Annotated in this window: 20 protein-coding genes and 1 riboswitch; of the genes, 7 read left to right on the top strand and 13 right to left on the bottom strand. The window is 64.5% G+C overall.

The window, feature by feature from the left end; translation table 11 throughout:
* Positions 1-6: 6 nt before the first annotated feature.
* From CXY83_RS15930 to CXY83_RS15920, 3 genes are read left to right on the top strand one after another with little or no spacing between them, the layout of a single operon-like run.
* Positions 7-948, top strand: coding sequence for an ABC transporter ATP-binding protein (locus CXY83_RS15930; protein WP_104198290.1), 942 nt, complete (start codon positions 7-9; stop codon positions 946-948).
* Positions 945-1808: an ABC transporter permease gene (locus CXY83_RS15925; protein ID WP_233201006.1), complete on the top strand. Its 864-nt coding sequence runs from the start codon at positions 945-947 to the stop codon at positions 1806-1808. The genes CXY83_RS15930 and CXY83_RS15925 overlap by 4 nt, the downstream gene beginning before the upstream one ends.
* Positions 1805-2644: an ABC transporter permease gene (locus CXY83_RS15920; RefSeq protein WP_104198289.1), complete on the top strand. Its 840-nt coding sequence runs from the start codon at positions 1805-1807 to the stop codon at positions 2642-2644. Before CXY83_RS15925 ends, CXY83_RS15920 begins: the two co-directional genes overlap by 4 nt.
* 59 nt (positions 2645-2703) lie before the next feature.
* On the opposite strand, the gene CXY83_RS15915 is transcribed toward CXY83_RS15920, so the two are convergent.
* The 7 genes from CXY83_RS15915 to CXY83_RS15885 all read right to left on the bottom strand — a co-directional run bounded on the left by CXY83_RS15915 (position 2704) and on the right by CXY83_RS15885 (position 9244).
* A complete protein-coding gene (locus CXY83_RS15915; protein ID WP_104198288.1) occupies positions 2704-4056 on the bottom strand; it encodes an MFS transporter in 1353 nt (450 codons plus the stop codon).
* A 153-nt stretch (positions 4057-4209) separates the two neighbouring features.
* A complete protein-coding gene (locus CXY83_RS15910) occupies positions 4210-4566 on the bottom strand; it encodes a hypothetical protein (RefSeq protein WP_104198287.1) in 357 nt (118 codons plus the stop codon).
* Positions 4567-4599: 33 nt separating this feature from the next.
* A complete protein-coding gene (gene ribH, locus CXY83_RS15905; protein ID WP_104198286.1) occupies positions 4600-5076 on the bottom strand; it encodes a 6,7-dimethyl-8-ribityllumazine synthase in 477 nt (158 codons plus the stop codon).
* Complete coding sequence (ribA, locus tag CXY83_RS15900; protein ID WP_104198285.1) at positions 5076-6335, bottom strand: GTP cyclohydrolase II; 1260 nt, start codon at positions 6333-6335, stop codon at positions 5076-5078. The genes ribH and ribA overlap by 1 nt, the downstream gene beginning before the upstream one ends.
* Positions 6332-6991, bottom strand: a complete 660-nt coding sequence (locus CXY83_RS15895; RefSeq protein WP_104198284.1) for a riboflavin synthase — start codon at positions 6989-6991, stop codon at positions 6332-6334. Before CXY83_RS15895 ends, ribA begins: the two co-directional genes overlap by 4 nt.
* 8 nt (positions 6992-6999) lie before the next feature.
* The gene (ribD, locus tag CXY83_RS15890; protein WP_104198283.1) at positions 7000-8043 is read right to left on the bottom strand and encodes a bifunctional diaminohydroxyphosphoribosylaminopyrimidine deaminase/5-amino-6-(5-phosphoribosylamino)uracil reductase RibD; all 1044 of its coding nucleotides are present in this window, start codon (positions 8041-8043) and stop codon (positions 7000-7002) included.
* A gap of 87 nt (positions 8044-8130) precedes the next feature.
* Positions 8131-8272: riboswitch (FMN riboswitch) on the bottom strand.
* 84 nt (positions 8273-8356) lie between these two features.
* Positions 8357-9244, bottom strand: coding sequence for a sugar-binding transcriptional regulator (locus tag CXY83_RS15885; protein ID WP_233201034.1), 888 nt, complete (start codon positions 9242-9244; stop codon positions 8357-8359).
* A gap of 209 nt (positions 9245-9453) precedes the next feature.
* Between CXY83_RS15885 and CXY83_RS15880 the strand changes: the two genes are divergently transcribed.
* The 4 genes from CXY83_RS15880 to CXY83_RS15865 all read left to right on the top strand — a co-directional run bounded on the left by CXY83_RS15880 (position 9454) and on the right by CXY83_RS15865 (position 15131).
* Positions 9454-11196 (top strand): glycerol-3-phosphate dehydrogenase/oxidase, encoded by a 1743-nt coding sequence (locus CXY83_RS15880; RefSeq protein ID WP_104198281.1) that lies wholly within the window; start codon positions 9454-9456, stop codon positions 11194-11196.
* A gap of 182 nt (positions 11197-11378) precedes the next feature.
* Positions 11379-12113: an MIP/aquaporin family protein gene (locus tag CXY83_RS15875; protein WP_104198498.1), complete on the top strand. Its 735-nt coding sequence runs from the start codon at positions 11379-11381 to the stop codon at positions 12111-12113.
* Positions 12114-12196: 83 nt separating this feature from the next.
* Positions 12197-13711, top strand: coding sequence for a glycerol kinase GlpK (gene glpK / locus CXY83_RS15870; RefSeq protein ID WP_104198280.1), 1515 nt, complete (start codon positions 12197-12199; stop codon positions 13709-13711).
* A gap of 478 nt (positions 13712-14189) precedes the next feature.
* Entirely contained in the window at positions 14190-15131 is a 942-nt protein-coding gene (locus CXY83_RS15865; RefSeq protein WP_233201005.1) for an endonuclease domain-containing protein, read from the top strand.
* Positions 15132-15211: 80 nt separating this feature from the next.
* Here CXY83_RS15865 and CXY83_RS15860 read toward each other — a convergent pair whose 3' ends face one another.
* The 6 genes from CXY83_RS15860 to CXY83_RS15835 all read right to left on the bottom strand — a co-directional run bounded on the left by CXY83_RS15860 (position 15212) and on the right by CXY83_RS15835 (position 21381).
* Positions 15212-16093, bottom strand: a complete 882-nt coding sequence (locus CXY83_RS15860; RefSeq protein ID WP_104198278.1) for an HAD family hydrolase — start codon at positions 16091-16093, stop codon at positions 15212-15214.
* On the bottom strand, positions 16090-16695 hold the full coding sequence (locus CXY83_RS15855; protein ID WP_104198277.1) for a GNAT family N-acetyltransferase: 606 nt from the start codon (positions 16693-16695) through the stop codon (positions 16090-16092). Before CXY83_RS15855 ends, CXY83_RS15860 begins: the two co-directional genes overlap by 4 nt.
* The gene (gene trpS, locus CXY83_RS15850; RefSeq protein ID WP_104198276.1) at positions 16695-17699 is read right to left on the bottom strand and encodes a tryptophan--tRNA ligase; all 1005 of its coding nucleotides are present in this window, start codon (positions 17697-17699) and stop codon (positions 16695-16697) included. Before trpS ends, CXY83_RS15855 begins: the two co-directional genes overlap by 1 nt.
* Entirely contained in the window at positions 17696-18553 is an 858-nt protein-coding gene (locus CXY83_RS15845) for an exodeoxyribonuclease III (protein WP_104198275.1), read from the bottom strand. Before CXY83_RS15845 ends, trpS begins: the two co-directional genes overlap by 4 nt.
* 13 nt (positions 18554-18566) lie before the next feature.
* Complete coding sequence (locus tag CXY83_RS15840; RefSeq protein ID WP_104198274.1) at positions 18567-19637, bottom strand: YihY/virulence factor BrkB family protein; 1071 nt, start codon at positions 19635-19637, stop codon at positions 18567-18569.
* A 76-nt stretch (positions 19638-19713) separates the two neighbouring features.
* Positions 19714-21381 (bottom strand): glycoside hydrolase family 13 protein, encoded by a 1668-nt coding sequence (locus CXY83_RS15835; RefSeq protein ID WP_104198273.1) that lies wholly within the window; start codon positions 21379-21381, stop codon positions 19714-19716.
* Between the last annotated feature and the right edge of the window lie 6 nt (positions 21382-21387).

Raw genomic sequence — 21387 nt, 5'->3', positions numbered from 1 at the left:
AGAACTGTGCCAGCGACTGTCATTGCCACCCAGAATCTCGTCAAGAGTTATCCGGTCAAAAACTCAAAGGATTTCGTCGCCGTCGACGGCATCAGTTTTGAGGTCGCGCCGGGAGAGTCCTTCGGGCTGCTCGGCCCCAATGGCGCGGGCAAGTCCACGACGATGCGCATGATCGGCGCGGTCTCCACCCGCACGAGCGGTGACCTCGACGTGCTCGGCCTCGACCCGAACCGCTATGGTCCCGAGATTCGCTCGCAGCTCGGCGTCGTGCCGCAGGAGAACAACCTCGACATGGAACTGAAGGTGCGCGAGAACCTGCTGGTCTACGGCCGTTACTTCGGGCTGCCACGCGCCCGCGTCGCCCGCCGCGCCGACGAACTGCTCGAATTCGCCCAGCTCGCCGACAAGGCCGGCGCCAAGGTCGATGACCTCTCTGGGGGCATGAAACGCCGCCTCACCATCGCCAGGGCCCTCATCAACGACCCGCGCATCCTGCTGCTCGACGAACCGACGACCGGCCTCGACCCGCAGGCGCGCCACATTCTGTGGGACCGTCTGTTCCGCCTGAAGGAGCAGGGCACGACGCTGCTTCTCACCACCCATTACATGGACGAGGCTGAACAACTCTGCGACCGCCTCGTCGTGGTCGACAAGGGTCGCATCATGGCCGAGGGCTCCCCGGCCGACCTCATTCGCCGCTATTCCTCCCGTGAAGTACTCGAAGTGCGCTTCGGTTCTACCCAGAACGCTGAGGTCGCCGGTCGCATCCAGAGCTACGGTGAGCGAGTCGACGTGCTGCCCGACCGCATTTTGGTCTACAGCGACAGCGGCGAAAACGAATTAGAGCGGATGACCGCTGCCGGCCTCCGCCCGATCACCAGCCTCGTACGCCGCTCCAGCCTGGAAGACGTATTCCTGCGGCTCACCGGCCGAAACCTGATCGAGTGAGCGGCCCAGTGGACGACATCAGCGACGAAATGCGCGCAGAGACGCGCGCGGCGGCCGTCGCAGCCGCGGCGCGCACCCGACGTTACGGCTCCTGGTATGTGGCCGAGCACCGGTTTCGGGTCATGCGGTCGTATGCCCAGACCGTGCTCTTCACCGCCGTCGGCAGCCCGCTCGTCTACCTGTACGCGATGGGCGTGGGCCTGGCCAGCCTCGTGGACGGCAATCTCGGGGATGACGCCATCGATGGGGTGAGCTACCTCGCCTTTCTGGCGCCGGCGCTGCTGGCAAGCAGCGCGATCGCCGTAGCCTCCGAGGAGTTCACCTACCCGATCATGCTCGGCTTCAAGTGGAACCCTACCTTTTTCGGTATGAATGCGAGCTCCATCCAGCCCGGCCAGATCATCAACGGCCTCGTCATCTCGGTCGCGGCACGCATGCTCGTCACCTGCACTATTTTCTACGTCTTCATGCTCGCCTTCGGGGCGGTGCCCGGCCGGCTCGGGTTCGTCGCCGTGCCGGTGGCGCTTGTGACCGGGCTGGCCTTCGGCGTGCTTGTGATGGCCTACACGGCCACCCTGAAGGACGACACCGGACAGCTGGCCATGGTGCAACGCTTCGTGATTTTGCCGATGACCCTGTTTTCGGGCACGTTCTTTCCGCTCGACGTGCTGCCGCCGTATCTGCAGTGGATCGGCTGGATCTCCCCGCTCTGGCACGGCACGGAGCTTTCTCGCGTCTTTGCGTACGGCCTGCCGGAGCCGATCTGGCTCAGCCTGGTGCACGTGCTTTATCTGGCCGCCCTGCTGGCCATCGGCTGGGTCTGGGCCCGCCGCCTCGCGACCAGACGGCTGAACAAATGACCGGGCCGCAGCTCTCTCCATCGACCGTAGCGGTGTCCGCTGCCTCGCCGCGCCGGTTTGGCAGTCTGTATGCCGGCAACGCGCGCAGCGTGATGGCGCGCGGCTGGCGGGCCACACGCAGCACCAACTCGCTCGTGGTGCTCAGCGGATTCGTCGAGCCCATCTTCTACCTGCTGTCGATGGGCCTCGGCCTCGGAGCCCTGATCGGCCAGGTGCAGACCGCTGACGGCACGCAGATGCCCTACGCGGCGTTCATCGCCCCGGCCCTGCTCGCCGTCGCCGCGATGAACGGCGCGATCTACGACTCGACCTGGAACGTGTTCTTCAAGATGCAGTTCGCCAAGCTCTACGAGGGCATGCTGTCCACATCGCTTGGCCCGCTCGACGTGGCGCTTGGCGAGATCTCGCTCGCCCTGCTGCGCGGGCTGCTTTACGCGACCGGATTCCTGCTCGTGATGCAGGTGCTCGGGCTCAACTTGTCGTGGTGGGCGCTTCTGGCCCTGCCGGCGGTCTTGCTCATCGCGTTCGGCTTCGCGAGCATCGGGATGGCGGTGACGAGCTACATGAAGACCTTCCAGCAGATGGACTGGATCAACTTTGTACTGCTGCCGATGTTTCTGTTCTCGGCCACGTTCTACCCGCTCAGCGTCTACCCGCAGGGCATCCAGTACGTGATCCAGGCGCTGCCGCTCTGGCACGGTGTCGAGCTCGTTCGTGGCCTGACTACCGGGCAGATCGACCCCGGAATGCTCTGGCACGTGCTGTACTACGCCGTGATGATCGTGATCGGCCTGGTCTTCACCACTCGCCGCCTCAAGGCCCTCTTCTTGAACTGACGACACGCACCCCCTCCTCGCAATCGCGAGAGGGGGTGCGGATGCTGTGCAGCGACAACCTAGCGGTGCAGGTCGAGGTCCTTCGTTTCGCGGCTGAGGACCAGCGCGATCAGGGTGATGACAGCCATGACCGAGAGATAGATACCGACCCAGAACGGGCTTCCCGCACCGAGGGTCCACAGCCAGATGGCGATGAATGGGGCGACGGCTGCGCCGAGAATTGAACTCATGTTGTAGGCGAAGGCTGAGCCGGTGTAACGCACGCTGGTCGGGAACAGCTCGGGCAGCAGCGCGCCCATCGGGCCGAAGGTCATGCCCATGAGCGAGAAGCCGACGATAAGGAACAGCATCACGCCGGGAAAGCCCGCGCCGAGCAGTGGTACGAACAAGAGGCCGAACACGATGATGAACAACGTCACGATGATGAGCGTCTTACGTCGTCCGTGCTTGTCTGCCCAGGGTCCAGAGGCCAGCGTGAAGATTCCGAAGAACACCACGCCGAGAATCATCATGAGAATGAAGTTGTTGTAGCTGAATCCCAGGCCGGGAACCGGGGCATCCGTTGCGGCCCGGCCGTAGCCGAGCGTGAACGTGGTCATCAGGTAGAACAATACGTAGGTCGCGAGCATGATGAACGTGCCAAGGATCAGTTCGCGCCAGTTGGACTTGAACACCGCCGCGAGCGGCAGCTTCTCGACCCGGTCTGCCTGGACGACCTTGGTGAAGACTTCACTCTCTACCAGGCGCAGCCGCACCCAGAGTCCGATGATGACCATAACGGCCGAGAATAGGAACGGGATGCGCCAGGCCCATTCGAGGAATGCCTCGGACGGACGGGTCGGGTCGGTCGACGGCAGGGCGAGGGCAAGGCCGAGGAACAGGCCGTTGGCGATGATGAAGCCGAGCGGCGCGCCGACCTGCGGGAAGGTGCCGTACCAGGCGCGCTTGCCTGCCGGTGCGTTCTCGGTCGCGACGAGTGCTGCGCCGCTCCACTCGCCGCCGAGGGCGAAGCCCTGGGCGAGACGCAGGAGGACGAGCATGAACGGCGCCCACCAGCCGATCATGTCGTAGGTCGGCAGCAGGCCGATCAGGAAGGTCGCGATGCCCATCGTGAGCAACGCGCCGACCAGGGTGGCCTTGCGTCCCTTGCGGTCACCGAAGTGACCGAAGAACAGCGCCCCAATCGGGCGGGCGACCATGGCGGCGCCGAACACGGCGAAAGAGGCGAGCAGCGCGGTGGTCTCGTTGCCCGTCGGAAAGAACAGGTGCGGAAAAACGAGCACGGCCGCGGTCGCGTAGACGTAGAAATCGTAGAACTCGATGGTCGTGCCGATGAGGCTCGCCATGATGACGCGGCTCTTCGGGTTGAGAGGCGTGGTCGGCGTCGAAACTGACGCTGTGGATGTTGACATGGGGGTGAAACGCTCCGGAAGGTGGCTGGGCGCCAACGAAACCCGCAAGTCGATCTGACTTCCCGCGGAAGCGTTTACGCACGAATAGTGGTGTGACCTCGTGTAGAGGTCACATCGCAGTTTACCCCCGGGGGCTATCGCCTCGAAGACCCGTTACTTCCAGAGCACCGCGATCACGACGTTGGCGAAGGTCAGGGCGCCGATGGCCCACAGTACGAGGGACGACACGGTCGGCTTCTTGCGATTCACGATCACGAGCACGGTGATAACGATGAGCACAAGCAGCTTGATGCCGATTTTGGTGTTGTCGATATAGCCGAGCGAGCCCATCTCGATGACGCCGACGAGCAGCAAACCGGTGACCAGTTGGGTCAATGCACCGTGAAACATCGCGGTGACAATCGTGCCCTTGCCGGCAATGATCGGCTTGATCTGCACGAGGAAGCCACCAAGCAGTGAGGCCAAACCGACGAAGTGCAGAATAAGCAGAATGTTGCGTAGAAGGTCCATGCGTTCAGCCTAGGCACTCAAACGCGCCCCCAGTTACCCGATGTGCCCGCGTAACTCCTGCAGCACCAGCGCGGTGGCCAGAGCGGCGGATGCCGCCTCCGCGCCCTTGTCTTCCTTCGAACCGGGTAGTCCGGCCCGGTCGAGGCCCTGTTGCTCGTCGTCCAGGGTCAGCACCCCAAATCCAACCGGTTTGCCGGTATCGAGCGCGACGCGGGTGAGGCCATCCGTTGCCGCATTCGACACGAAGTCGAAGTGGGGAGTGCCGCCGCGAATGATCACACCGAGGGCGATGACAGCATCAGCACCGCTGTCCAGGGCGACCTTGCAGGTGACGGGCAGCTCGAAGCTGCCCGGTACCCGCACGAGCGAGAACTCAGCGTTGCTCGCTTCGAGTACCCGGGTGGCACCGGCGATGAGACCGTCGGTGATCACGTCGTGCCAAAGACCTGCCACGATGACCACCCGCAGGCCTGCCGCGTCAACCGAGATTGTGGGTCCTGTTCCAGCCATTAGGCGATTCCATTCATAATTTCGATGTTGGAGATATGGTGCCCCATGCGGTCACGTTTGGTGGCAACGTACTTTTCGTTGAACTCCCCGATGCCGACGATAAGCGGTACACGCTCGGTCACGGCAATGCCGTGCAGCTCGAGCTGGCGCACTTTTTCGGGATTGTTGGTCAGCAGCCGTACCTCGCGCAATCCCAGATCGTGCAGAATGCCCGTGGCCGCGCCATAGTCGCGGCTGTCACCGGGCAGACCCAGCGCTAGATTCGCATCCAGGGTGTCCAGGCCGTCTTCCTGCAGCGCATAGGCCCGCAGCTTGTTGATGAGGCCGATGCCGCGCCCTTCCTGGCCGCGCAGGTAGACGACCACGCCGCCCTCCGCCTGGATGATGTCGAGCGAAGCGCTCAGCTGCGGTCCGCACTCACACTTGAGCGAGCCGAACGCTTCGCCGGTGAGGCACTCGGAGTGCACCCGCACGATGGCGCCGTCGACCGGCGTGCCCGCCACGAGAGCGACGTGGTCAGCACCGGTCGAGCGGTCCCGGTAGGCGCGTATCCGAAAAGTTCCGTGCCGGGTGGGCACCGTGGTCTCCACCTCGAAGTCGACCCGTGGCGCCTCGGTGAGCGGGGCGATTGTCGGTAGGGGTTCATTCGGGTGGAACTCATTGAGGTAGCTGATCAGGTCTTTGATCGTGATGACGAGCAGGCCCTCGCGCTCACCGAGTTCGAGCAGGCCGGGGAGGCGCATCATCTCACCGTCTTCGCCGACGATCTCGGCGATGGCCGCGACTGGAACCAGACCGGCCAGTTTCATCAGATCGACACCGGCTTCGGTATGGCCGCCACGCTCCCTCACACCGCCGTCTCTGGCGCGCAGGGGCAGGATGTGGCCGGGGCGGTGCAGACTCGCCGGTGCCGACGCGGGGTCGGCGAGCACACGCAGGGTGTGGGCTCGGTCAGCGGCGCTGATCCCGGTCGACAGCCGGTCGGCGGCGTCGACGCTTACCGTGTAATTGGTGCCGAGCGGATCTTCGTTGTTCACGACCATCACCGGCAGATCGAGCTGGTCGGCGAGCTCGTTGGTCATCGGGGCACAGATGAAACCGGAGGAGTAGCGCACGGTCCAGGCGATCCATTCCTGGGTGGCGAGCTGGGCCGAGATGATGACGTCGCCCTCGTTTTCGCGGCCCTCGTCGTCGGCGACGATGACCGGTCGGCCGAGGCGTAGGGCGTCCAGTGCGGCAGGAATGTCGGCGAGGTTCATGATGCGCTCCTTGGTGCGGTTGCGTGCTGGGGTTCTGGGGTTTTTGCGGCGGCGCTGAGGGCCAGCATTCGCTCAACGTGGCGGGCCAGAATGTCGGTCTCGATGTTGACCTGATCGCCGACCCGGCGCTCGCCGAGCGTTGTCGCGGCGAGGGTTTCGGGGATGAGGGACACCTCGAACCACTGGGTCGCGTCGGTGGCCGGGCTGATGTTGCTCACCGTCAGGGAGACGCCGTCGATTGCGATCGAGCCCTTGTCGACGACGAGTTTGGCAAGCTGGAGGCTGACGCTGAATCGCAGCACTCGCCAGGCTTCGCCCGGAGTGACGGCGAGCACGGTGCTCGTGCCGTCGATGTGGCCCTGCACGATGTGACCGCCGAGGCGCCCGCCGACGAGCGCTGCGCGTTCGAGGTTGACCGGGGAACCGACGCGGGCCTCGGACAGTGTCGACATGTGCAGGGTCTGCGCCATCACGTCGGCGGTGAAAGTCGAGGCGGTGCGCTCGACCACGGTGAGGCAGACCCCCGAGACGGCGATCGAGTCGCCGTGACCGGCGCCATCGACCACGAGCGGGCCGTGGATGGTGAAGCGGGCAGCATCCACTGTGGTCTCGATGCGCGCGATCTGGCCGAGTTCCTCGATTATTCCGGTGAACATGGGGTTCCTTAGGTAGTGAGGGGTCTGGCGACGATGAGAACATCGTCGCCAATCCGGTTGAGGGAATGGATGGAGAGACGGCGCTGCTCGCCGATGGTGGTCACGCCGAAGTCGCCGAGAGCGAGCTGGGGGCCACCGAGGAGCGTTGGTGCGAGGTAGACGAGGTACTCGTCGACCAGCCCGGCGGCGACGAACGCGCTCGCCACGGTCGGCCCGCCCTCGATGAACACGGTGCGCACAGCCCGCTTGTGTAGGTCGGCCACCAGGCCAGGCAGGTCGAGGCCGTCGAAAAGTAGTGGCGGGTGCGGGTGTGCGTAGACCGCAGCGGATGCCGGCAGCGCTCGGCGTCCGACGACCACGGGAATGGGCTGTCGGGCGAGGAGGTCGCCGGCGAGGTCGCGGGCGGTCAGCGCCGGGTCGTCGGCGAGCACGGTGCCGGTGCCGACCAGGATCGTGTCGCTGGCGGCGCGACGCCGGTGCACGTCGAGCCGCGCTGCCGCTCCCGTGATCCAACGGCTGGAGCCGTCGGCAGCGGCCGCGCGACCGTCGAGGCTGGAGGCCCACTTCAGCGTGATGAAGGGCCGGCCGAGGCGGGCGGCGACAAGCCAGTCGCCGAGAAGGGCTTCCCCGTCAGTGGCGAGCAGGCCGCCCTCCACCTTGATGCCGGCCGTGCGCAGCCGCGTGGCACCGCCGCAGGAGTGCTCGCCCGGGTCGGTTACGGAATAGACGACGCGGTCGACGCCGGCGTCGATCAGAGCGACCGCGCACGGACCGGTCCGGCCGACATGGTTGCACGGTTCGAGCGTGACGACGACGGTGCTGCCGCGGGACAGGCCGGGGGCGAGATGGGAGAGCGCGTCGACCTCGGCGTGCTGGCTGCCGGCACCGCGATGCCACCCCTCGGCGAGGGTGTCGCCGTTGGCGCTCAGGATGACGCAGCCGACCCGTGGGTTCACGCCGGTGGCCGGACCGCGGGCGGCGAGTTCGAGGGCGCGGCGCAGTGCGCTAGCCAGTACAGCGCTATCCAGGCCGACTGCCGCGTTGTTGGTCATCCCGCCCTCATCCGTATGGGACGAGCTCCGGGGGTATGGGGTGTGCAGCATGCACAAACCCGTCGGTCGACCATAGGGGCCAACCAACTCGTGCGCCTCCCGTCCGGACTTTGACCGTCGGTGCTGGAGTTTCACCAGCTCAACCGCTGGTCCCTCGATGGCGCTGGGGGACTAACGGGTCGCGGACTTTAACCGCCGGTTCGGAATTACACCGACCCCGGAGCACGTGTATTGCAAGTTCTTCTTCTAGTTATAGTGCAACAGCCTGCGTGCCGTGTTATTCCCGGCGACAAGGGCTGTCACGATACCGACGTCAGGGGGCCTCGACCAACGCGCGGGCGGTGCTCTCATCGACGAATAGGTCGGTGATGAGCGACGCGGCGAGGGCGCCGCGCAGACTAGCGAGCTTGGAACGGCCAGCCACGACGCAGATGCGGCGCGGCGTGCGGCGCAGCACGGTGAAGTCCGGTCCGGTGGACCGCTCGTTCAAAGCGATACCGTCGGCCGAGCCGTCGGCGCGGTAGAACACTGTCGCCACATCGCCGACCACGCCGGCTGCGCCGAGCGCATCGAATTCAGCCTGTTCAAGGTAGCCGCCCGCGTAGACGCGGCTGACCACTCCAGAGAAAGGAGAACCGAGGCCGAATAATGCGATGTCCATGATGGCCTGCATCTCAAGCAGGCGACTGACGCTGCGCTCCCGCCACAATGCGTGCTTGGTCGCCGGGTCGTCGAAAAAGGCGGGCACCGGAAACTGCTGCACGTGCGCGCCGAACGCCGTGCCGAAACGGCCGAGAATTTCGCTCGCGTAACCCAGGCCTGTGGTGCGCATGTTTCCGGCACCGTTCAACTGCACGATCTGGGAGTTGTGGGTCTGCTTCGGGGTGATGTGGCGGCTGATCACGTTCATGGTGGAACCCCAGGCGATGCCCATAGTCATGTTTGAGTCGAAGTATTGACCGAGAATCCGTGCAACCGAGAGGGCGACACGCTCGAGCCGATCGACGTCACTCGCGCTGTCCGGCACCGGAACGACGTGAGCGGTGATCTGAAATCGAGCCTCGATCTGCTGCTCGAGTTGACTCGGGGCATCCAGTGGAGACTTGATCTGAATATCGACCAGGCCGGTCTCGCGCGCGTGGCTGAGCAGGCGAGAGACCGAGGAACGGGAGGTGTGCAGCTCTTGGGCGATGGCATCCATCGTGAGGTCCTGAATGTAATACAGGTGCGCGGCGGTGAGGGCGTCGCGGCTGCGATCAGACTGTGCGGGATCGGTGTCGAAGATCACGGGGCTCCTTGCACGTATGTTCAATCCAGTTGAGAAATTGTGTCGGACTGTCAGACTACATCTATTCATACGGCTTGCCCCGTGCAGATTATCGGGCAATCCCCGAGACAAAGGTGACAACAATGTCGTTCCTCAACTCACAGACTTCGACCGCAATCGCCGATCGCCCGAGCGCCCAGGTGCTCATCATCGGTGCCGGTATCAACGGCATCGCAACCTTTCGTGATCTAGCCCTGCAGGGCGTCGACGTGGTCATCGTTGAGAAGAACGATTACGTCTCCGGCGCCTCGTCGGCCAGCTCGCACATGATTCACGGCGGCGTGCGCTATCTCGAAAATGGCGAGTTTCGCCTGGTCAAGGAGTCGGTCGAGGAACGCAACGGCCTGCTCAAGATCGCGCCGCACTACGTCAAGCCATTGCAGACGACCATCCCCATCTTCTCGACCTTTTCGGGTGTGATGGCCGCGCCGCTACGTTTCCTCACTCACAAGCAGGGCGCCAAGCACGTCGAGCGCGGCGCGATGCTCATCAAAATCGGCATGATGATCTACGACGCCTTCTCCCGCGACGGCGGATCGGTACCCCGCCACGAATTCAGGGGCCGCACCAAGGCACTCGCCGCCCTGCCGCTGCTGAACCCAGGCCTGAAGTACACGGCCACCTACTATGACGCCGCCATGCACGACCCCGAACGCCTCGCCCTCGACGTGCTGCGCGACGGCCTCGACGCCGGCCCGCACGCTCGCGCCGCCAACTATGTCGAAGCGGCCGGCATCACGGAAAACGGTGTACTGCTTCGCAACAGCATCACCGGCGAAGAATTCTCCTTTCGTGCAGACATCATCGTCAACACGAGCGGGCCGTGGACCGACCTGACCAATGACGCTCTCGGCCAGCCGAGCACTTTCATGGGCGGCACCAAGGGTTCCCACGTCGTGCTCGACAATCCGCAACTCCTCGCGGCGACGGGAGGCCGAGAGATCTTTTTCGAGCACGAAGACGGCCGCATCGTGTTGATCTACCCGCTCAAGGGCCGCGTTCTCGTCGGCACCACCGACCTCGAGCACGACATCACCCAGCCCATTCGCTGCACCGAAGACGAGATCGATTACTTCTTCGATCTGGTCGCGCACGTTTTTCCAACGGTACCGGTCGATCGTTCGCACATTGTGTTCCGCTTCGCCGGCGTGCGTCCGCTACCGCGACACGACGATGAAACACCGGGTTTCGTCTCCCGTGACTACCGCATCGAGTCCCGTCCGCTGCCCCGCACCGACGCCGCTGATGGCACCCTGCTCAGCCTGATCGGCGGTAAGTGGACCACCTTCCGCGCCCTCGCTGAGAACCTGAGCACGGACATCCTGAAACTGCTCGGCCTGCCGCGCACGGTTTCTACCGAGGGGCTCGCTATCGGTGGCGGCCGCGACTGGCCGGCAACGGATGCCGCCCGCCTGGTTTGGGTCACAGCCCACGGCGACGAGGTGGGTACCGATCGCGCCGCAGCCCTGCTCGCCCGCTACGGTACCAGAGCGAGCGAGGTCATCGACTTTCTCATCGATCCGGCCGGTCCAGAGGACGCCCCCCTCGTGCACGACACCGACTACACGCGGCGTGAAATCGAGTTCCTGGCCGGGTTCGAGGGCGTTGTGCGGCTGAGCGACGTGCTGTTGCGCCGCACCAGCATGGCCTTCGTCGGCGCCGTGACCACTCCTCTGATCGAGGAGATCGCCCGCGTTGTCGCCCCTGTTCTCGGCTGGAATGCCGCACGCCGCGCTGAAGAGATCGAGCTGGCTCGCGCCAACCTGATGGACGTGCACGGGGTCGACCTCGCCCCGGTCGCCGAAGCCGGTGTTCTGATCGACTGACCCACTCGGACTGATGATTATTGACAATCTGCACGAACGTGCACGAGAAACCTGCTCACTCCGGCCCGGTCACCGCTACGTTTTAGACATCACGCACGACAGCCGGACTCAACAACACTGTTGGGTGCGGTGAACAGCACTCCATCTGAAAGGTCAATGTGGACAATCTCGGTGTCGTCTTTATGTCAGAGGTCGTGGGAACGGCCATCCTCGTATTACTCGGCTGTGGTGTGGTGGCCAACGTCGCGCTCGCCAAGAACAAGGGCTTCGGCGGTGGCTTTCTCATGGTCACGATCGGCTGGGGCCTCGCGGTCTATGCCGGTGTGATCGCCGCGTACAACTCCGGTGCCCACCTGAACCCCGCCGTCACGCTCGGCCTTGTCGCGAGTGGGGTTGATACCTTCGGGTCCGGCGTTCCGGTCAATGTCGCCTCGACGCTCGCCTACATCGGCGCGCAGATGATCGGCGCTATTCTCGGCGCCGTCGTGGTTTGGCTCGCCTACAAGCCGCACTTCGATCAGGAGCCGGACGCAGCAAATAAGCTCGGTGTCTTCGCGACCGGGCCGGCCATCCGCTCTTACGGGTGGAACCTCGTCACCGAGATCATCGGCACCTTCGTGCTCGTCTTCGTCGTCATCGGATTCGGCCGCAACGGCGATGCCGGCGGGCTCGCCGCGCTCGGCGCGCTCCCGGTGGCGCTGCTCGTGATCGCCATCGGCGCCTCGCTCGGTGGGCCGACCGGGTACGCTATCAACCCCGCACGTGACCTCGGTCCCCGCATCGCGCACTTCCTGCTGCCGATCAAGGGCAAGCGCGGCAGCGACTGGTCCTACTCGTGGGTTCCGGTTGTCGGTCCTATCATCGGCGGCGTGCTCGCCGGAGCATCATCGGGCGTGCTGCTGCCGGTTTTGGGCTAATCCTTCCGACGCAGTCCGCGGCATCCGCTTTCGTTATCGTTTCAACACCGTATTTCTCACCTGGAACAACAAAGGAGTTACACATGGCCAAGTACGTTCTCGCCATCGACCAGGGGACCACGAGCTCCCGCGCGATCATCTTCGACAAGGCCGGGTCGATTATTTCGACCGGCCAGCTCGAGCACGAACAGATCCTGCCACAGGCTGGCTGGGTTGAGCATGACCCGAAGGAAATCTGGGACAACACCCGTGAGGCCATCGGGCAGGCGCTGTCGAAGGCGAATATCACCCGCCACGACATCGAAGCCGTCGGCATCACCAACCAGCGCGAAACCGCTGTCGTCTGGGACAAGGCCACCGGCGTGCCCGTCTATAACGCCATCGTCTGGCAGGACACCCGTACCCAGCCGATCGTCGACCGGTTGGCAGCGGATGGCGGCGTCGAGCGGTTCAAGTCGACCGTCGGCCTGCCGCTGGCGACCTACTTCTCCGGGACCAAGATCGTCTGGATCCTGGAAAACGTCGAGGGAGCACGCGCTAAAGCGGATGCCGGCGACCTTCTGTTCGGCACCACCGATTCCTGGGTGCTGTGGAACCTGACCGGCGGCACCGAGGGCGGCGTGCACGCAACCGACGTCACCAATGCGAGCCGCACCATGTTCATGGACCTCAAAACTCTGCAGTGGGATGACGAGATTCTCAGCATTTTCAATGTGCCGAAGTCGATGTTGCCCGAGATCAAGTCGTCCTCAGAGGTGTACGGCACTGCCAGCGGACACAGCCTGCTGCGCGAGGTGCCGATAGCCGGCATCCTCGGCGACCAGCAGGCCGCGACCTTCGGCCAGGCTGCTTTCGACCAGGGCGAAGCGAAGAACACCTACGGCACCGGAAACTTTCTGATCTTCAACACCGGCACCGAGATCATCCACTCGAAGAACGGCCTGCTCACCACCGTGGGGTACAAGCTCGGCGATGCCCCGGTGCACTACGCGCTCGAGGGTTCGATCGCGGTGACCGGCTCGCTCGTGCAGTGGATGCGTGACCAGCTCGGCATCATCAAGGACGCCTCCGAGATCGAAGACCTAGCCAAGACGGTCGACGACAATGGTGGGGCCTACTTCGTGCCGGCCTTCTCCGGCCTGTTCGCGCCGTACTGGCGGTCGGACGCGCGCGGGGCGCTCGTGGGACTCACGCGCTACGTGAACAAGGGCCACATCGCCCGGGCGGCGCTCGAGGCCATCGCGTATCAGACGCGAGAGGTGCTCGACGCGGTCAACGCGGACTCCGGGGTGCCGCTGACCGAGCTCAAGGTCGACGGCGGTGCCACGGTCAACGACCTGCTCATGCAGTTCCAGGCCGACATCATCGGCGTGCCCGTCGTGCGCCCGGTCGTCGCCGAGACCACCGCGCTCGGCGCCGCCTACGCGGCCGGCCTCGCCGTGGGCTTCTGGAGCGACCTCGACGACCTGCGCTCCAACTGGCAGGAAGACGCCCGCTGGGAGCCATCCATGGAGCCAAAGGAAGCTGCTCGTCTCCTGCGCAACTGGAAGAAGGCCGTCACGAAGACCCTCGATTGGGTCGACGAGGACGTGAAGTAGTTCACACCTCCCTCCCCGCCCGCCGCTTCCCCCTCCCGGGGCGCATAACTCCTGCAATCTGCCGCGATAAATTTTTGCTGGTCCGTGTTTTGGCGGTCCGTAGACACAGCCAGTGCAATCTGCAGGAGTTATGCCTCGGTGACTGCAGGAGTTATGCCTCGGTGACTGCCGGTGATCGGTGATCCGTGATCGGTGATCGGTGATCGGTGAACACGGCTCGATCGCCCTTCTGGGTGATCGTTGTCACTTTGGGATGGCCCAATCGCGTAACTCCTGCAATTTGATCTCTCCGTCCGGCCGACCCGAGTGCTTCCGGGTTAGATTGCGGACGAGTACGGAGATTGCAGGAGTTATGCGCTTAGGCGAGAGGTACGACACGAAAGAGTGATCACGGAAAAGTAAGCACGGAAAAGTTATGCACAGGCGGCTGCAAGCGCTGTCCCCAGATTGGTTGCGGGGAGGTCTTAGTGACTGGAAAATGACGACGATCGTCTGCATGAACCCATTTCTGACCTCCCTCGCTGGCCAGTGCCGCATCGTCAGCCGACAAGACCTATTGAACAGCGGCATGCGAGCCAAACACATCACGGCGGCAGTGCGTAGCAATACGCTCATCCGAGTCCGCCGCGATCACTACGCTCTGCCGGGAACCGATCGACACACGCTCGAGGCGGTTCGCATCGGCGGGCGCGAAGCCTGCGTTTCGGCGGCCCGGGAGATCGGCTTCTTTGCCTTCGACACGCAATTCACCCACGTGCATATCCCGCGGGAGGGCTCCCGCCTGCGCAGTCCCCAAAGTCGTCACGTTCCGCTGGCGGCCGCCCCGCGGGACGGCGTCGAGCTGCACTGGTGGCCGCTCATCGACAGAACTGATGGCACCGAGTACTGCGTCGGGCCCCGCGACGCCCTCGCCCAGATCATCCAGTGCCAGGAACCTCGCTTCGCTCTCGCGGCGCTCGACACAGCCCTGCACGAGCATAAGATTCGGGGAGCTGACCTCGATGAGATCTTCGCCCATGTCCCCGATAAGCATGGCGGGCTGCGGTCCCGCATCGATGCGCGAGTGGATGCCGGCCAGGAGTCCGTTCTACGCGACCTGTTCCGGTCCGCCGGGTACCGCTGTGACATTCAGGTGCACATCGACCGGGTCGGCCGCGTCGATGTCCTGGTTGAGGGCTGTGTAGTCGTTGAGGCGGACAGTCAGAGTCATCACAAAGCCTGGGAGGAGCACATTCGCGACCGCACCCGAGACCGGTTGCTGGCAACCCTCGGCTATGTGACGCTCCGCGTGCTGTATCAGGACATCATGTTCGATCCGGAGGGCGTGCTTCGGGCAATTCAGAAGCTCGTCGACATTTGCCGGTATGGGAGCCCCCGAGTCTTCACTGCCGCCCAAGCAACGGGAATCCGCGGCGCATAACTCCTGCAAATTTCGAATGACCCAAAATACAAGGCCCACAATTCGGGGCCTTATCGAGCACAGGCTGCAATTTGCAGGAGTTATGCTCCCGGGTGGGCAGCAAACAGGCCCGGCAGGCTGGCGAGAGTGTCGATGCGGAGAACTCCGAGGCGTGTGGCATCGTCTGTGTCGGCAACGCCATCGGCAACGCCAACGCCTTCGGCAACGCCAACGCCTTCGCCAACGGCAACGCCTTCGCCAACGCCAACGCCTTCGCCAACGGCAACGCCTTCGCCAACGCCTTCGCCAACGCCAACGCCAACGCCATCGGCGGCAGCGGATGCGCCGGCGCGGTCCAGCCAGACCCCCGTCAGCCCCGCAGCGGCCGCGCCCAGGGCATCCGTGCGCAGCCGATCTCCCACGTAAACCGCTTCCTCGACGGGCACGCCAAACAGCGCGCAGGCGTGCTCGAAGATGCGCGTGTCGGGCTTGGCAAAGCTGAGCGCGCCCGAGGCGATGACATGCTCGAACCGGTCAGCCAAGCCGACGCGACGAATCTTCTCGCCCTGAAAAACCGGGTCGCCATTCGTGATGAGGCCAAAGCGCACCGCGGGAATCACCTCGGCCAGCGCATCGAAGCAGGGGAGCGCATCGTCATGCAGCTGCCACCGGGACCGGTAGCTTTCGAAATATTCGTCAAACCACGCATCTGCTTCGGCGTCGGTCAGCACGATGCCGAACGAGGCCGTGAAATCCTGGGCGCGGGCGCGGCGCTGGCCGGCAAAGGTGAGAGTGCCCGCGAGGTAGGAGTGATAGTGCTCCTCCTCGAGCGCACTCCACACCACCGTCGCCGCTTTCCGGTCGGCGGTCGCGAAGGCACCGCCGACCCGGTCGAGGTGGAGCAGAATACCGGCAGCGACCGCGTCCCGGTGAGCGAACAGGGTGTCGTCGAGGTCGAACAGTACGACGCGCGGCACGGTCATCGGGCGAGGGCCGCTGCTGGCCAGCCGGGCTGCCGGCTGCGGTCATCGCCGGCTGCGAGGTGGCCGTGCCAGGAGTCGGGGAAGGTTCCGTCCCGGTAGGCGGTGACGGATGGCCCCGTGCCGGAATATCGAAATCCCGACTTCCATGCCGCTCGGGCCGACGCGACGTTTCCGACCAGGCATTCCCAGTGCAACACGTCGATGATTCCTGCCGCGAACGCCCAATCGGCGACGAGCCGCTGAGCTTCGGGTATGAGGCCGCAGCCCCGGTACGGGGCGCCCAGCCAGAAGCCGATGGAGCCCACCCGGTGAACGGATGCGTCCGCCGCGACGGATTCCCCGCTCAAGCGCAGACAGATCACGCCCAGCAGGTCTGGGCCGGCAGGGTCCCGCAACGCCCAGGTATATTCCCGATCCGACATCCATCCGGAGGGGACATACTCAGCGAGGAAACCTTCGGCGTGCTCCAGATGGTAGGGCCACGGAACGGTCAGGTAGCGCTCAAAAAGCGGGTCCTGGCAGTACTCGAAGACCCGGTCAACGTCTCCGACGACGGGCGCATCAAGTAGTGCCAGCGGGGAGGAGAGCGAGAACGGCTGCATTAGCGAGGGGGGAGAAAACCGACGCGGTCGTAGACGGTGGCCAGGGTCTCATTGGCAACATCAGAGGCCCGGGCCGCGTTGGACGCGAGAACCCGGTCGAGCTCGGCCGGGTCATCCAGCAGCTCGGCCACGCGCTGGCGGATCGGGTCGAAGGTACCCAGAACCACCTCGACAAGCCCCTTTTTCAGGTCACCATACCCACGGCCAGCGTATTCGTTCTCGATCGACTCGATCGATTCGCCGGCCAGCACGGAGTAGATCGTGAGCAGGTTGGCCACACCGGGCTTGTTCTCGCGGTCGAAGATTACGCCGCCGTCGGCATCCGTCACGGCCCGCATGATCTTCTTCTTGGTGACGCCGGGCTCATCGAGCAGCCAGATGATGCCCGCGTGCGACTCGGCGGACTTCGACATTTTCGACGTGGGATTCTGCAGGTCGTAGATCTTCGCGGTCTCCTTCACGATCGCCACTTCGGGAATCGTGAAGGTGTCGCCGAAGCGTGAGTTGAAGCGCAGGGCGAGGTCGCGGGTGAGTTCCACGTGCTGGCGCTGGTCTTCCCCGACCGGCACCACCTCGGTTTGGTACAGCAGGATATCCGCCGCCATCAGCGTCGGGTAGGCGAACAGGCCAACCGACGTAGCGTCGGCGCCGTGCCGCACGGACTTGTCCTTGAACTGCGTCATGCGACTCGCCTCACCGAACCCGGTGATGGTGTTGAGCACCCAGGCCAGCTGGGCGTGCGCGGCGACGTGCGACTGCACGTACAGCGTTGACGCCGACGGGTCGATACCGGCCGCAATGTACTGCGCCGCCGTGCCACGCGTGTTCTCGCGTAGCTTGGCCGGCTCCTGGGCGACGGTGATGGCGTGCAGGTCGACGATGGAGAAGAACGCGTCGTGCGTCTGCTGCAGCGACTTCCAGTTCAAAAGCGCGCCGATGTAGTTGCCGATCTGCAGGGACTCGGCCGAGGGCTGCATACCCGAATACAGGCGGGGTTTGGTCATGAGTGTGCTTCCTTCGCGAGGTCATAGTCGACCACGACGGGGGAGTGGTCGCTCCAGCGCTGGTCGTACGCAGCGGCCCGGTCGACCGCATAATTCAGAACGGATGCCGCCAGCTTCGGGCTGGCCAGATGGTAATCCAGGCGCCACCCGGTATCGGTATCGAAAGCCTGCCCGCGCTGCGACCACCAGGTGTACGGTCCTTCAACCTCGCCGGCCCACTTACGGCCGACGTCCACCCAGCCGAGTCCCGCCCCCGTGTTGTACTCCGGCTCGCCTTCGCCGCCGAGGATACGGTCGAAATACTCACGCTCCTCCGGCAGGAAACCCGCGTGCTTCTTGTTGCCGCGCCAGTTCTTGATGTCGAGCGTGCGATGGCCCACGTTGAGGTCGCCGAGCACGAGAGCGAGCGGGCTGTGCTCGGTCAGCTCAGGCATCCGGGCAATCATGGCATCGAGAAATTTATACTTCTCGATCTGCTTCGGGGTGTCGGTCTCGCCGGAGTGCACGTAGGTGCTCACGACGGTGACGATCTGTCCGTTGACCTCGTAGTCCGCCTCGAGCCAGCGGCCGGCGCTGTCGAATTCTTCAGCGCCGAGAGCGACGCGATGAATGGATGCCGTGGCCCGGCTGGCCAGGGCGACACCGGCCCGGCCCTTGGCGGTGGCGGCGTCGTGCAGAATATTCCAGTCCGGCCCCAGCAGACCCTCGAGGTCTTCGGTCGAGGCGCGCACCTCCTGGATGGCCAGGATGTCCACGTCGCGCTTGTTCAGCCAGTCGCCCATTCCCTTGCGGTACGCGGCTCGTACCCCGTTTGTGTTGATGCTGGCAATGCGGAGCGGTTTGGCAGAAGACATGGGTCAAGTCTAGTTAGCGCGCATCTGCCGAATCGGCCAGGGCGTACTCCGCCACCCGCGCTTTCGCCGCCTTCAGGCGGCGGCCGGCGGCCCACCGGGCATACCACGGCGATGTATCGAGGCCGGCCTGGGCTGCTGTGAGCTCGGCCTGCGCGGTCAATCGGAGGGCGTCCCGCATCCGTTTCTCGTGCCGGTTGGCAGCCTCGTCGGCGCTGAGTGTGTGCGGCGGAATGCCCGCGTCGGCCATGCCGACCGCGATCCACGAGGCGGCGATGAGTGTCACGGAACTCACGAGGTTGAACCAGACCAGCAGACCGATGATCACGGCGAAGGTTGCCAGCAGTGGGTTGCGGCTGGCGCCACCGAGGAGCACTCCACCGAGAATTTTCAATAGTCCGAGGGCGACACCGCCGAGCAGTGCCCCGGCGAACAGCCGTCGCACCGGAATACGCACCCGTGACAGCACCCGGAACAGGCCGGCGAGGGTGAGCGTGTCGATGACGAGTACGACGGCCAGGCCGATGCCGCGAGCAGACGCCTCGTAGAAGAACGAATCCTGCGCAATCTGAAAGAGGCGAAACAGGGCGCCGAGCAGCGCGGTACTCGCGAGGGAGACGAGCGCTGACACGACCAGGGCGAGCCCGAAGATCAGCCCCAGGCCGAGCTCGCGCAGCTTGACCCAGATGAAGAATGTGGTTTGTGGGGGCATCCCGAAGACGGTGCGCACCGCCTGTGCGGTGGTCGAGAGCCAGCCGAGGGCGGTCAGGAGCAATCCCGCCAGGGCAATGGCGCCGGTCCAGGTGAGTACGCCGGCGGTGGCGAGTACCTTCGGATCGATGATGGCGTCGGTGCCGATCAGGCCCGGAACCGACTGGTTGATGATCGCGTACAAGGCGTTCAGCAGTCCCTGATTCGCGGTAAGAAACAGGCCGGCGATGGAGAACCCTACCCAGACTGCCGCAAAGATGGCGAAGATGGCCTGGTACGACATCCCGCCGGCGAGGATGCCGCCACCCACATTGGTGAAGTGGGCGAACACCCGCACCGGACGCCACGCTTGGATGCGCGCCAGAAACTCTTCCACGAGCTACAGCTTAACGACGAGGACGCCTCGTTCACCAGCGAAGAGTGACTGACGCACCCGGCAGTGCGTGGGTGTCCTACCGGAGCAGCCAAGCGGTCGCTGCGCCGGGAAGTAATCCAGCAGTCAGGGGCGAGCTGGTCACCAGGACGGTGCCCTCTGGCAGCGCGACCGGTGCGACGCCGAAGTTTGTCACGCTGGTCCACCCGTTTGGCCGGCTGAACGCCAAAACATCGGGTAGTTCGGTGTCGATCCATTCGAGACGCTCGTCCGTCTGGAACTCGCGGCGCAGCTCGAGCGCCCGGCGGTACAGGGTCAGCGTTGAATTCGTGTCGTGTTCCTGTGCCTCCACGGACAGGCCGTGGAACCACGCCGGTTGGGGTAGGTGCGCGGCACCGGCACCGAATCCGAATGAGGGACCTGTTTTCGACCAGGGCAGCGGAACGCGGCATCCGTCGCGTCCGACATCGATACCCTGACTCCGGAAGAACACGGGGTCCTGGCGGTCATCGGCTGGGATATCAGCGACCTCGAGCAAGCCGAGTTCTTCTCCTTGATACAGGTAGGAAGATCCCGGCAGCGCCAGTTCGAGCAGCGTGGCTGCGCGAGCTCGACGAAGTCCGAGTTCGGCGTCGAGGGCCGGCGTTGTTCCGCCGCTGAGTAGCCATTCCGTGCCTTGTTTCACGGTACTTCCGGCACGAGGAGGAAGGCCATAACGCGTCGCGTGGCGGACGACGTCGTGATTGGAGAATACCCACGTCGTCGACGATCCAGACTCTGCAGCCAGCTCGAGGTTGAACGTGATGACATCACGGAACGCCGTGGCGTCGAAATCCGCTTCGAGGAGGTCGAAGTTGAAGGCCTGCCCGAGACCTTCTGCACTGGCATAGCGGGCGCGGCGGGAGGGGATGACCCACGCCTCAGCGACGGCGGTGCGAGGAGGGTCATAGGAGTTGAACACCGTGCGCCACTCGGCATAGATATCGTGCACGTCGTCACGGTCCCACATGGGATGCGACCCAGCTTCGTGCGGGGCGTCGAGGTCGGCCTGTGACGGTAGCGACTGAGGGAGATCTTTCGCGAGACCGTGTGCAACATCGATACGGAAGCCGTCGACACCCCGATCCGACCAAAATCGCAGTGTGTGCACGAAATCTGCTCGAACCTCGCTGTTCTTCCAATTGAGGTCGGGTTGTTCCGGCGCGAAGTAGTGCAGGTACCACTGGCCGTCACCAACGGGTTCCCACGCCGGGCCGCCGAACGTGGACGTCCAATCGGCGGGTGGCTGAGTACCGTTTGTGCCGAGGCCGTCGCGGAAGATGTATCGAGCGCGGGCCGCGGATCCGCGGGGTGACGCCAGCGCCTCGCGGAACCATTCGTGTCGGTTTGACGTGTGGTTGGGCACGATATCGACGATGAGGCGCAACCCGGCGTCATGGAGTGCCGTGACCATGTCGTCGAAATCGGCGAGGGTTCCCAGTTTGGGGTCGACGTCGCGGTAGTCGTCGACGTCGTAGCCGCCGTCGGCGAGGGCGGATGGATAGAACGGACTGAGCCAGACCGCGTCCACTCCAAGGGTCTGAAGATAGGGAACCCGCGTCGTGATGCCGGGCAGATCGCCGATGGCGTCGCCGTTCGAATCCGCGAATGAGCGTGGGTAGATCTGGTAAACGGCCGCCTGTCGCCACCAGGCGGCGGCGCTGTTGGCATCGATCGTGTCGGGTTGGGCGTCGAGGACGTTGGTCATGATTTC

The organism is Cryobacterium sp. M15, from assembly GCF_002929675.1.
Lineage (GTDB): Bacteria > Actinomycetota > Actinomycetes > Actinomycetales > Microbacteriaceae > Cryobacterium > Cryobacterium lyxosi.
This window is presented reverse-complemented; position numbering and strand designations above follow the sequence as displayed.